Raw genomic sequence first — 12291 nt, forward strand, 5'->3', positions numbered from 1 at the left:
TCTAATGATAGTGGAATGCGAGGATATGATATTGAAGGGCTTGGAGAGATTGATAGATCCTGTTCTGTAGATATCCCAGGGGAGGTATTCACATGAACAGTCAAAAGAATAAAAACTTCAAGTCGAGTCATACCGGATATAGCGATGCAAAGTCCGACATGGTGTTTCTCAACGGCAAGATATATACCGTCGATGAACAACAACCGTGGGCCGAGGCGGTGGCGATAAAGGATGGGCTCTTTGTCGCGGTAGGGCGCAGCGTCGATATCCAGGCCTATATCGACGAGCAGACCCAAGTGGTGGACCTGCAGGGCTCGTTCGCCATGCCGGGCATCTACGATATGCATACCCACCCCGACTTGGCACTGGCGCCGCGCTACTCAGGCTACTTGAGTGTCGGCCTGGACAGTCCCACCCCGGAGGACGTCAAGGCCAGCATCCTGGAGTACGCCAACCAACACCCGGGAGATGGCTGGATCTACGGGCAGTACTTCGTCCACTTCGAGTTCCGCAAGGCCGGGATCGAGCCCGGGCGCGACTGGCTGGACCAGATCATCGCCGATCGCCCGGTGGCGATCCTCGATCGTTCCTGGGGTTCGATCATGGTCAATTCCAAGGCACTGGAGCTGGCGGGCATCGATGCGCAGACCCAGGATCCGAGCAACGGCTACATTGTTCGCGACTCGGTGACCGGTGAGCCCAGTGGCGTTCTCGTGGACGGCGGTTACGCCATGATTCATGCCGCCATGCCGCCCACGCCGATGCATGCGCTGGTCCGTGCCTACGGTGAAGGCGTCCAGTACCAGACCGGGCGCGGGGTGGTCGGAACCAAGTACGTCCATGTCTGCGAGCATCGCCTCAACGCACTCAAGACCCTGGATGACGCCGGTGACCTGACCTTGCGGGTGGAGGCGGCGATCAGCTGGCAGGACGATATCTTCCCGGTCAGGCGTCGTTGGGAGCTGCTGGCCGGTGAGCGGCACTTCTACCGCAGTGCTCGCTTGAATGCCGGTGCGGTGAAGTTCCACTTCGATGGCACCCATGAAACCCAGTCTTCCTACTTCGCCACGCCCTATAGCGGCGCAGGGCAGTGGCGAGGCAGCCTGAACCTGACCCCCGAACATATCACCGACCTGGTGGTGGACCTGGACCGGCAAGGCATTCGGGTGATCGCCCACTGTACCGGCGATGCGGCGTCGGACCTGTTCCTCGATGCCGTGGCCGAGGCCCGGCGGCGCAACGGACCCGATGGCGTGCGGCACCATTGCGCGCACTCCTCGGTGTTGCTCGAGCAGAACCTGCCGCGATTCAAGGCATTACAGGTCACCGCCGATTTTTCCCCAGTGGCCTGGTATCCCTATCCCTTCTCCATGGCCCGCGCCCAGGCCAATGGCGAGGAACGTTCCCAGCGGCTGTTCAACTTCAAGGGCGTACTCGATGCAGGAGGCGTCGCGGTGATGGGGACGGATTGGCCTGTATCGGACATCAATCCCTGGATCGGTTTCGAGACCATGATCACCCGGCAGAACCCATGGGACCAGAGCGATGCCTGCTACTACGGCAGCCCCATTTCCCTGGAGCAGGCCATCCGGGTGATGACCATCAACGGAGCCTGGTGCATGGAGCTGGAGCATCGTTGCGGCAGTATCGAGGTCGGCAAGTCCGCGGACATGATCGTGCTCGATCGCAACCTGTTCGAGTTGGAGCCCAGGGGCAATATCCACAATACCCAAGTCGATCTCACTGTCCTGGAGGGCGCAGTGGTCTGGGATCGACATGATCGTTTTGGCGGTACGCAATGGCAGGCACGCTGGCGCAAGGAACTGCCGCAGTTCCACGAAAAAATCTAATTAGTATTCGGTGCGCGAATCATTCGTGCGGTCATGCCTGAACTTGCCAGTGTGGGTGAGAGCAATGTCTTCGAAACTTCCGATCATTCGTGTCAGTGTTATTTCCGGGTTTCTCGGTTCGGGAAAAACCACGTTGTTGAACCGTATTCTTAATGGCGACCATGGTTTGAAGATTGCGGTCATGGTCAATGACTTTGGTGAAATAAACATAGACGCCAATTTGATTGTCAGTGCCTCGCAGAATATAACCAGCCTGGCCAATGGTTGTATTTGTTGCACTGTTGAAAGTGATCTGATCGAGCAACTTGAGAAGTTGTGCAAGATGCAAGAGGGGCGACCCGAACATATCCTGATAGAAACCAGTGGTGTTTCCGATCCTGGGCGGGTGGTGCACACCTTGAGGTATCCGCAATTGCGCCAACGGCTGGTACTCGACACCGTGGTGGTGCTGCTCGATGCCGAGCGTCATCGCGACCTGCCTGAGGAGGTCAGGCCCCTGGCCCAGGAACAGTTGGCCGCTGCCGATATCGTGGTGATCAACAAGGTCGATCTGGTCAGTCCCGAGAGCTTGCAGGAGCTGAAGCGGCAGTGGCTGTTTCCCCGGGCCAAGGTCCATGAGGCGGTCTTTGCCAATATCCCCTTGCCCTTCATCTTCGATACCAGCCCGGAGCGTTTCGCGCCGCTTGCGTTCCATGCCCGCCAGCCGGGTTATGTCGTGGCCAGGCCCCAGCGACATGATCAACTGTTCAGCAGTTTCAGTTGGCACAGCTCGGCGCCCCTGTCCCTGGCGGCCCTGCGCAAGGTGATTGGCGGGTTTCCGGACCATGTCTACCGAGCCAAGGGGTTTCTTTATCTGCAGGGGTACCCCGACCGACGCTTTGTCCTGCATCTGGTGGGCGCGCGCCTGGATATCCAGCCTGGCGCGACCTGGGATGAGCAAGAGGCCGTGGGTAGCCACCTGGTGGTGATCGGCTCCAGGCAGTTGGATGCCCAGGCGCTGTATGAGCGCCTGGAGCAATCGGTCTGCCACCCAGAGCTCACTGTTACCCGGCTGGCCGTGGGCTCAGAGCGATAACAGCAAGCGTCCGGCGAACAGCAGCAGGACCAGCCCCATGCAGCGTTCGAACCAGTGCCCCAGGCGCATGAACAGCAGGCGGACGCGGGAACTGGAGAAAAACAGCGCGACGATGACGAACCACAGCGCGTTCACCAGGCACATCCAGGCGCCATACAGGGCCTGGATGCTCAGCGGCGTGCTGGCGCTGACCAGGGTGGTGAAGATCGCCAGGAAAAACAGGGTCGCCTTGGGGTTGGTGGCGTTGGTCAGGAAACCGGTGATGAAGGCGCGCGGCAGTGTCTGTCGAGCCGGCTCAGGCTCCGCTTCCCCCGGTACGCTGGACTTGGCCTTGCTGCGCAGCAGGCTGATGCCCAGGTAGAGGATATAGGCGGCACCCAGTAGCTTGGCGACGTTCAACAACCAGGGCGTGGTGTGCATCAGGGCGCCGACGCCCAACAGCGTATAGAGCACATGGACCGAGATGCCGGCGCCGATCCCCAGGGCGGTACAAGTGCCGATCATGCGGCCAAAGCGCACGCTCTGGCGGATGGTGACGGCAAAGTCCGGCCCGGGAGCGAGCACGGCGAGAAAGTGAACCACTGCCAGGGCGGCGAATTCACCGAGATAGGTGGACAGCATGGAAACTCCGTGAGGCAGGTTGAAGGGGCGAGGGATCAGGCCAGGTCGTAGCTGACCGAGAGCACGCCCTTTTTTTCCGTTACCGATTCAATGCGTACCTGGCCCAGTTCCCGCAGTCGTTGTACATGGGTACCTCCGCAGCCAAAGGTCGGCAACGGGCCGAAGCCGACCTGGCGCATGCCGTCCTGCAACTCGATGCGGCGCTGCAAATCCGCGGTTATCCATTGTTCGATAGCGCTGTGCAGCAAGTCGGCATCGATGGCCTGAGGTGTCGGCCCCGGTTTGAACGACACCCGGCCTTCGCCTGGCCAGTGGTGGGCCTTGACCGGTATCCAACCCAGGCTCTGGCCGAAGTGGCCGATCAGGTGTCCGGCCGAGTGCATACGGCTGTTGAACAGGCGTTGGTCCGGGTCCACCCGGGCGATGAAAGAGCCGGGCTCCAGGGGCTGGGACAGGTGGTGCAGGATCTGTTCACCGTCCTGCAGTACCCGTAGCACCCGGGCCTCGCCAATCCAGCCGGTGTCGCTGGGTTGGCCGCCGCCCTGGGGATGGAAAGGCGTGGCGTCGAGGGTGGCGATAAACGAGTCGTCCACCCTGGTGCAGCCCAGGACTTGCACCGGGATATTCAATTCATCGTCTTGGAAATACAGGCGCAGCGTCATGTTCGAGACCTTGCAAGTGAGTGTTTTTATTATGTGGCGGCCTCGATTGCGTGATAATCCGTTCGAAACTCAATGGACTATTGCGTCATGAGCATAAATCTACCCCTGCCTTTGCTGGCCGAAATGGCCATTTTCGTCCGCGTGGTGGAGACCGGTAGCTTCTCCGAGGCCGCGCGCCAGCTGGGTTCTTCGCCTTCTGCGGTGAGCCGCAGCGTTTCGCGCCTGGAGAAGGCCCTGGCCACCCGCTTGCTGCAACGCACCACTCGCAAGCTGCGCTTGAGCGATGGTGGCGAGGAAGTGTTCAAGCGCTGCTGCGAGATGGTCAGCGCGGCGCGTTCGGTGATGGAGATCAGCGGCCAGTTCACCCACGAGGCCGAGGGCGTGGTGCGGGTCAGCGTGCCCAAGGCGGTGGGGCGTTTCGTGGTGCACCCGCACATGCCCGAGTTCCTGCGGCGTTACCCGAAGGTGGATGTGGAGTTACTGCACGAAGACCGGGACGTCGACCTGATCGACGATCATGTCGACCTGGCGATCCGCATCACCGACCGGCCGCCGCCTGGGTTGATCGGCCGCCAGTTGCTGCGCATCGACCATCTGCTGTGCGCCACGCCGCAGTACCTGGCGGAGCACGGCACGCCGGGCCATCCCCAGGACCTGCGCCAGCACAGTTGCATCTACCTGGGCGAGACGCCCAGCGACGCGCGCTGGAAGTTCACCCAGGGCAGCAAGGCGGTCACCGTGGCGGTGCGTGGGCGCTACGCCGCCAACCACACCGGCGTACGCCTGGATGCGGTGCTGCAGCACCTGGGGATCGGCAGCCTGCCGTACTTCACTGCGCGCCATGCCCTGGAGCAGGGCTTGATCGTGCAGGTGCTGCCGGAGTGGACCTTTCTGGCCTCCTACCACGGCGGCGCCTGGCTGCTGCACTCGCCGACCCGCTACCTGCCGCCCAAGTTGCGGGTGTTCATCGATTACCTGGTGGAGTGCCTGGCCAAGGAGCCGACCTTGGGCCGGCCGGGCAGGGCGCCCTAGTCGCCGCCAAACAGCGCCCATGAAAAAGGCCCGCCGGTGTAACCGTGCGGGCCTTGGTGACACCAGGCGTATCGATCAGTGCTTGCTGTCCTGGTCGGAGAGCGCCAGCAGCTGTTTTTCCTGGTTCCAGTCGAAGGGCTCGTCGTTCTGCTCGGCCTCGTAGCGGCGCTCCTCGAGGGCCTGGTACAGGTCGATTTCCTCGTCGGGCATGTAGTGCAGGCAGTCGCCGGCGAAGTACCACAGCAGGTCGCGCGGCACCAGGTGGGCGATCTGTGGGTAGCGTTGCATGATCTGGCACAGCAGGTCCTGGCCCAGGTACTGGCTTTCGATCGGATCGATCGGCAGCGAGGCGCGCAGTTCATCGAAGCGCTCCAGGAACAGCGCGTGGCTTTCTTCGGGAACCTGTTCGGCTTCTCCCACGGCCACCAGGATGCTGCGCAGGTGGTCCAGCAGGACGAGATGGTCGGCGACGGTGTTGGACATGACAGGGTCCTCAAGAGCAAAACGGGCGCGGGAGTATATAGCCCCCACGCCCGGTTTCATAATCGACCAGCCCAAGGGCGGTCGCCTAGCGGGTCTTGCCTTCGCTCAAGGTCAACTCTTCCTTGGCGAAATCATCCACATCGATGACTTTGCGCCGCGCTGCTTCGGCCGCGTGCAGGCTTTGCGCCTCGGCTGCCTGCAGGACACCGGCCTCCAGCGCGGCGTCGATGACCGATTCGCCGGCCGCGGGCTTGAACTGGCCGCTTTTCAACGCCTCGTGCAGGCGCTTGTATTGTGGATGGGCGGCGCTGAGCAGTTCGCAGGCATGCTGCAGGGCACCCACCGGATCGTCCGCCGCTTGCGGGCGGTAGCAACCTTCGAGCACGGCTTCCAGGGCTGGGTCGCCCTTGGCCCGGCCGATGATCGCTGCCACTTCGGCGTCCAGTCGATCCGAGGGGCCGGTATGGCGCCGGCCAAAGGGAAACACCAGGACCCGCAGCAGGCAGCCGAAGGTGCGGCTGGGGAAGTTGCGCAGCAGTTCGTCCAGGGCCCGTTCCGAGTGGCCGAGGCTTTCTTCCATGGCCCAGGCCAGCAGCGGTTGCAGGTACTCCGGCGAATCCAGGTCGTGGTAGCGCTTGAGCGCCGCTGAGCCCAGGTACAGGTGGCTGAGCACATCGCCCAGGCGTGCGGACAGGCGCTCGCGGCGCTTGAGTTCGCCACCCAGGAGCATCATCGACAGGTCGGCGAGCAGGGCGAAGGCTGCGGCCTGGCGGTTCAAGGCGCGGAAGTAGCCCTGGCTGAGGCTGTCCCCCGGGGCTTTTTCGAAGCGACCCAGGCCCAGGTTCAGCACCAGGGTGCTGGCGGCGTTGCTCACGGCGAAGCCGATGTGCTTGAGCAGCAGGGCATCGAACTCCTTCAGGGCCTGGTCGTGGTCTTCGCGCCCGGCCAGGGCCATTTCCTTGAGCACGAAGGGATGGCAGCGGATCGCCCCCTGGCCGAAGATCATCAGGTTGCGCGACAGGATGTTGGCGCCTTCCACGGTGATGAAGATCGGCGCGCCCTGCCAGTTGCGGCCCAGGTAGTTGTTGGGCCCCATGATGATGCCCTTGCCGCCGTGCACGTCCATGGCGTGGCCGATGCATTCGCGGCCGCGCTCGGTGAGGTGGTACTTGAGGATCGCCGACAGCACCGAGGGTTTTTCCCCCAGGTCCACGGCGTTGGCGGTGAGCATGCGCGCGCTGTCCATCAGCCAGGCATTGCCGCCGATGCGCGCCAGGGCTTCCTGAATGCCTTCGAAGGCCGCCAGCGGCACGTTGAACTGCTCACGTACCTGGGCGTACTGGCCGGTGACCAGGCTGGTGAACTTGGCAGCGCCGGTGCCCACTGCCGGGAGCGAGATGGAGCGTCCCACCGACAGGCAGTTCATCAGCATCATCCAGCCCTTGCCGAGCATGTCCTGGCCGCCGATAAGGAAGTCCAGGGGGATGAATACGTCCTTGCCGGAGTTGGGGCCATTCATGAAGGCGGCGCCCAGGGGCAGGTGGCGGCGGCCGATTTCCACCCCAGGGGTGTCGGTGGGGATCAAGGCCAGGCTGATGCCCAGGTCTTCCTCTTCGCCCAGCAGGTGGTCCGGGTCATGGGCCTTGAAGGCCAGGCCCAGCAGGGTCGCTACCGGGCCCAGGGTGATGTAGCGCTTTTCCCAGTTCAGGCGCAGGCCGAGGGTTTCCTCGCCTTGCCACTGGCCCTTGCAGATGATGCCGGTGTCCGGCATGGCCCCGGCGTCGGAGCCGGCCAGGGGGCCCGTCAGGGCGAAGCAGGGAATATCGTCGCCCCGGGCCAGGCGCGGCAGGTAGTGGTTGCGCTGTTCGTCGGTGCCGTAGTGCAGCAGCAGTTCGGCCGGGCCCAGGGAATTGGGAACCATGACCGTGGAGGCCAGGTCGCCGCTGCGGGTCGCCAGCTTCATCGCCACCTGGGAGTGGGCATAGGCCGAGAAGCCCTTGCCGCCGTACTCCTTGGGAATGATCAGGGCGAAGAAACCATGTTCCTTGATATGCGCCCAGGCCTCGGCAGGCAGGTCCATCTGCTGGCCGATCTGCCAGTCGCTGACCATGGCGCAGAGTTCTTCGGTGGGACCGTCGATGAAGGCTTGTTCTTCCTCGGTGAGCTGGGCCTTGGGATAGGCCAGCAGGGTGTTCCAGTCAGGACGCCCGCTGAACAGCTCGCCATCCCACCACACGGTGCCGGCGTCGATGGCGTCGCGCTCGGTTTGTGACATCGGTGGCAAGACTTTCTGGAACCAGTTGAACAGCGGGGCGCTGAAATGCTTGCGCCGCAGGTCCGGCAGCAACAGGGGCGCGGCCACTGCCGCCAGGACGACCCAGAACACCAGCAGCAACCAGCCGGGAGCGTGGCTGAAGATGCCCATGGCCAGCAGGTAGACAGCGACTGCGCCCAGGGCGGGCAACGGAGCGGTGCGGCGATGTGCCAGGTAGGCGACGCCAGCCAGCAGAACCAGTATCCACAACAACAGCATATTCAATCCTCCATGAGGCCAGGGGGCCGAAGCACCCTCAGAGCTTAGTCGGCGTGCGACCAAGCGGGTGCCCGGGGCGGTGCGGGGCAGGCTGGCCCTGGCCGGTGAACGTCGGCTGCCCGTTTCGTCCGGCTGGGTGAAGCAGGCCATGATCTTTGGCCGAAACGTCGTTATCTCTGTGCTGGATGCCTCTATAGACTCAGGGTTCACCTGGAGGTTAAGCCCATGCACGAGTACCTGTGTCCCAGCCGCTTCATCGATAGTGACCACCCGGCGGTAGTGGAGTTCGCCGAATCTCATCGCGGCACCCGAGGCGACCCCAGGGAGCAAGCGGTGAGCCTCTACTACGCGGTACGCGAGGCCGTGCGCTACAACCCCTACACCTTCAGCCTCGACCCCGGGAGCCTGCGCGGCAGCCACGCCCTGGCCACGGGCGAGAGCTATTGCGTGCCCAAGGCCACCTTGCTGGCCGGTTGTGCACGGCATTGTGGGATTCCTGCCCGGATAGGCCTGGCGGACGTGCGCAACCATCTCTCGACCCCGCGCTTGCTGGAATTGTTGCGCAGCGACGTGTTCGCCATGCACGGCTATACCGAGCTGTACCTGGACGGGCGTTGGGTCAAGGCCACGCCGGCGTTCAACCAGGACCTGTGCGAGCTGTTCGATGTGGCGCCGCTGGAGTTCGACGGCGTGCAGGACAGCGTCTTCCATCCCTTCAATCGCCAGGGCGAGCAGTTGATGGAATACCTGGTGGACCATGGGCAGTTTGCCGATGTCCCGGAGCACTTCTTTTTCGACCACCTGAAAAAATGCTATCCGCATCTGATCGGCCAGCCGCAATTCACAGGACTTGGGGATATGCACAGCGATTTGAGTCGCGGCTGATCAGGCGTAGACTGCCCCGGCATTCATTACCGAGGGATGGTCATGCTGAAGATCTGGGGACGCAAGAATTCATCGAATGTCAGGAAAGCGCTGTGGTGCGCCGAGGAATTGGGGCTGGCCTATGAGTCCCTGGATGCCGGTGGCGCCTTCGGCGTGGTGGACACCCCCGAGTACCGGGCGCTGAACCCCAACGGGCGGATCCCGATGATCGAGGACGAAGGCTTCGTGCTCTGGGAATCCAACACCATCGTGCGCTATTTGCTGGCTCGGCATGCCGCCGGCACGCCCTGGTATCCGGCCGACGTGCAGGCACGGGCCAGTGCCGAGAAGTGGATGGATTGGAACACCTCGACCTTCGCCGATGTGTTCCGTCCCCTGTTCTGGGGGGTATTGCGCACCCCGTCGGAACAACAGGATTGGGTGAAGATCAATGCGGCCAGGGACACCTGTGCCGACTTGCTGGGGCGGGTCGACCAGGCGCTGGCCGGGCAACCCTACCTCTCCGGCCAGCAGATCGGCATGGGCGACATTCCCTTGGGCAGTTTCATTTATGCCTGGTTCGAGATGCCGATCGAGCGGCCATCGATGCCCCATCTGGAAGCCTGGTACCAGCGCCTGCAGCAGCGCCCGGCCTATCGTCGGGCGGTGATGACCGCGTTGACTTAATACCCACTATTGATAGACATGACTGTACTTGCAGGGCGTCGGCACGCAACATGGCGAGCGTCCGGCGTCGTTGCAATCTGGCCGGGCCGCCCTTAACTATAAAACTCCCTCTTCTTGGTGCATGAATCCGATATGAGTTCCGCTCTGTCCATCCGGCAGCTAACCAAAACCTACGGCAACGGTTTCCAGGCCCTGAGTGGTATCGATCTGGATGTCGCCGAGGGTGACTTCTTTGCCCTGCTCGGTCCCAACGGGGCCGGTAAATCCACCACTATCGGCATTCTCTCGACCCTGGTGAACAAGACCAGCGGAACGGTGAATGTCTTCGGCCATGACCTGGATCGCCAGCCGGCGGCGCTCAAGCGCAGCATTGGCGTGGTGCCGCAGGAATTCAACTTCAACCAGTTCGAAAAGACCTTCGACATCGTCGTGACCCAGGCCGGCTATTACGGTATTCCGGCGAAGGTCGCCAGGGAGCGGGCCGAGCAATACCTGACCCAGCTCGGCCTGTGGGACAAGCGCGACATGCCTTCGCGCTCCTTGTCCGGTGGCATGAAGCGCCGGTTGATGATCGCCCGGGCCCTGGTCCATGAACCGCGCCTGTTGATCCTCGATGAACCCACTGCCGGGGTGGATATCGAGCTGCGCCGTTCGATGTGGAGCTTCCTTACCGAGCTCAACCAGAAGGGCATCACCATCATCCTCACCACTCACTACCTGGAAGAGGCCGAGCAGTTGTGCCGCAACATCGGCATCATCGACCACGGCACCATCGTCGAGAACACCAGCATGCGCCAGTTGCTCGGCCAACTGCATGTGGAGACCTTCCTGCTCGACCTCAAGCATGACCTGTCCGTCGCACCCTCGTTGGTCGGTTATCCGGCCCGACTGGTGGACAGCCATACCCTGGAGGTCCAGGTAGACAAAGCCGCAGGGATCACCGCGCTGTTCGGCCAATTGGCGCTGCAAAACATCGAGGTGCTGAGCCTGCGTAACAAGACCAACCGACTTGAGGAACTGTTCGTGTCCCTGGTGGAGAAGAATCTGTCGAAGGTGGCGGTATGAGTTCAGAGTTCCAAGCCAACCTGGTGGCGCTCAATACCATCGTCTACCGCGAGGTCAAGCGCTTTACCCGGATCTGGCCGCAGACCCTGCTGCCGCCAGCCATCACCATGGTCCTGTACTTCGTCATCTTCGGTAACCTCATTGGCCGGCAAATCGGTGACATGGGTGGCTTCACCTACATGGAGTACATCGTGCCGGGGCTGATCATGATGTCGGTGATCACCAACTCCTACGGCAATGTGGTGTCGAGCTTCTTCGGCAGCAAGTTCCAGCGCTCCATCGAGGAACTGATGGTGTCGCCGGTGTCGCCCCACACCATTCTGGTCGGCTACACCCTGGGTGGGGTGCTGCGTGGGCTGGCGGTGGGAGTGATCGTGACGCTGCTGTCGCTGTTCTTCACCAAGCTGCAGGTGCATCACCTGGGCATCACTGTGCTGGTGGTGGTGCTGACGGCGACGATCTTCTCGCTGTTGGGCTTCATCAACGCGGTGTTCGCACGCAACTTCGACGATATCTCGATTATTCCGACGTTCGTCCTGACACCACTGACCTACCTGGGCGGGGTGTTCTACTCGATCAACCTGCTGCCGCCGTTCTGGCAGACCGTGTCCCTGGCCAACCCGGTGTTGCACATGGTCAACTCGTTCCGCTACGGCATCCTCGGGGTATCGGATATCAGTATCGGCACCGCGATCACGTTCATGCTGGTGGCCACGGCGGTGCTTTATATCGGTTGTGCCCGGTTGCTGGTCAGCGGGCGCGGCATGCGCCAGTAAGCAGCACTGTCGGCAATGAAAACGGCCTCCCTCGGGAGGCCGTTGTCGTTTCTAGCGCCGCTGCAACTTGCGCCGTCGCCATTGGCGGGCGACCCACCAACGCCAATAGAGCATGGTCAGGCAATAGGCCTGGGCCCCCAGTACCAGGCCGGCCACCACCGAACCCAGGAGGAAGGGTTGCCACAGGGTGGACAACTGGCCGCTGATCCACTCCCAGGTAAGGCTGTCGGGCAGGGTGCGTGGCGGTACGTTCATCAGCCAGGCTCCTAGCTGATAGGTGCAGAAGAACACCGGCGGCATGGTGATCGGGTTGGTCAGCCACACCAGGCTGACGCTGATGGGCATATTGCCCCGCAGCCAGATGGCCAGCACTGCGGCGAGAAGCATCTGCATCGGGATCGGGATGAAGGCGGCGAACAGGCCCACGGCCATGGCCCGGGCCACCGAGTGCCGGTTGAGGTGCCAGAGGTTGGCGTCATGCAGCAGGGTACCGAGAAAGCGTAAGGACTTGTGTTCGCGGATGCTGCTGGGATCTGGCATGTAGCGTCGGAATAAGCGCCGGGGCATAAGGCTTCTCGGTCGGGTCAAGCGGCAATTATGACCGGATTGTAACTAGGGCAAATTCAGACATTGTGACAAATGA

The 12291-nt window shown here is 62.4% G+C and carries 12 protein-coding genes; 7 read left to right on the forward strand and 5 right to left on the reverse strand.

Going from position 1 to position 12291, the window contains the following annotated elements:
- Positions 1–92: 92 nt before the first annotated feature.
- Positions 93–1850 (forward strand): amidohydrolase, encoded by a 1758-nt coding sequence (locus tag ATY02_RS10220; RefSeq protein WP_068578019.1) that lies wholly within the window; start codon positions 93–95, stop codon positions 1848–1850.
- A 64-nt stretch (positions 1851–1914) separates the two neighbouring features.
- Entirely contained in the window at positions 1915–2925 is a 1011-nt protein-coding gene (locus ATY02_RS10225) for a CobW family GTP-binding protein (protein ID WP_068578017.1), read from the forward strand.
- Here the strand turns inward: ATY02_RS10225 and ATY02_RS10230 are convergent.
- Positions 2914–3546 (reverse strand): LysE family translocator, encoded by a 633-nt coding sequence (locus ATY02_RS10230; RefSeq protein WP_068578015.1) that lies wholly within the window; start codon positions 3544–3546, stop codon positions 2914–2916. The two genes, ATY02_RS10225 and ATY02_RS10230, sit on opposite strands and share 12 nt — an antisense overlap.
- 35 nt (positions 3547–3581) lie before the next feature.
- Positions 3582–4208 (reverse strand): hypothetical protein, encoded by a 627-nt coding sequence (locus tag ATY02_RS10235; protein WP_068578013.1) that lies wholly within the window; start codon positions 4206–4208, stop codon positions 3582–3584.
- A gap of 87 nt (positions 4209–4295) precedes the next feature.
- Here ATY02_RS10235 and ATY02_RS10240 point away from each other — a divergent pair, with 87 nt between their 5' ends.
- Positions 4296–5240: a LysR family transcriptional regulator gene (locus ATY02_RS10240; protein ID WP_068578011.1), complete on the forward strand. Its 945-nt coding sequence runs from the start codon at positions 4296–4298 to the stop codon at positions 5238–5240.
- 75 nt (positions 5241–5315) lie between these two features.
- Here ATY02_RS10240 and ATY02_RS10245 read toward each other — a convergent pair whose 3' ends face one another.
- Both ATY02_RS10245 and ATY02_RS10250 read right to left on the reverse strand, forming a co-directional pair.
- Positions 5316–5723 (reverse strand): PA2817 family protein, encoded by a 408-nt coding sequence (locus tag ATY02_RS10245; RefSeq protein ID WP_068578010.1) that lies wholly within the window; start codon positions 5721–5723, stop codon positions 5316–5318.
- Between the two features lie 85 nt (positions 5724–5808).
- Complete coding sequence (locus tag ATY02_RS10250) at positions 5809–8256, reverse strand: acyl-CoA dehydrogenase (protein ID WP_068578008.1); 2448 nt, start codon at positions 8254–8256, stop codon at positions 5809–5811.
- Positions 8257–8481: 225 nt separating this feature from the next.
- On the opposite strand from ATY02_RS10250, the gene ATY02_RS10255 reads away from it, so the two are divergent.
- The 4 genes from ATY02_RS10255 to ATY02_RS10270 all read left to right on the forward strand — a co-directional run bounded on the left by ATY02_RS10255 (position 8482) and on the right by ATY02_RS10270 (position 11648).
- Positions 8482–9141 carry a transglutaminase-like domain-containing protein gene (locus ATY02_RS10255; protein ID WP_068578006.1) on the forward strand — a complete coding sequence of 220 codons (660 nt, stop codon included), beginning with the start codon at positions 8482–8484 and terminating at the stop codon, positions 9139–9141.
- 42 nt (positions 9142–9183) lie between these two features.
- A complete protein-coding gene (locus ATY02_RS10260; protein ID WP_068578027.1) occupies positions 9184–9807 on the forward strand; it encodes a glutathione S-transferase family protein in 624 nt (207 codons plus the stop codon).
- 132 nt (positions 9808–9939) lie between these two features.
- Complete coding sequence (locus ATY02_RS10265) at positions 9940–10872, forward strand: ABC transporter ATP-binding protein (RefSeq protein WP_068578004.1); 933 nt, start codon at positions 9940–9942, stop codon at positions 10870–10872.
- Positions 10869–11648: an ABC transporter permease gene (locus ATY02_RS10270; protein WP_068578002.1), complete on the forward strand. Its 780-nt coding sequence runs from the start codon at positions 10869–10871 to the stop codon at positions 11646–11648. Before ATY02_RS10265 ends, ATY02_RS10270 begins: the two co-directional genes overlap by 4 nt.
- 51 nt (positions 11649–11699) lie before the next feature.
- Here the strand turns inward: ATY02_RS10270 and ATY02_RS10275 are convergent, their stop codons facing one another.
- Positions 11700–12215, reverse strand: coding sequence for a DUF2062 domain-containing protein (locus tag ATY02_RS10275; protein WP_068578001.1), 516 nt, complete (start codon positions 12213–12215; stop codon positions 11700–11702).
- Positions 12216–12291 lie beyond the last annotated feature (76 nt).

The organism is Pseudomonas sp. BIOMIG1BAC (assembly GCF_001705995.2).
GTDB classification, from domain to species: Bacteria; Pseudomonadota; Gammaproteobacteria; order Pseudomonadales; family Pseudomonadaceae; genus Aquipseudomonas; species Aquipseudomonas sessilinigenes.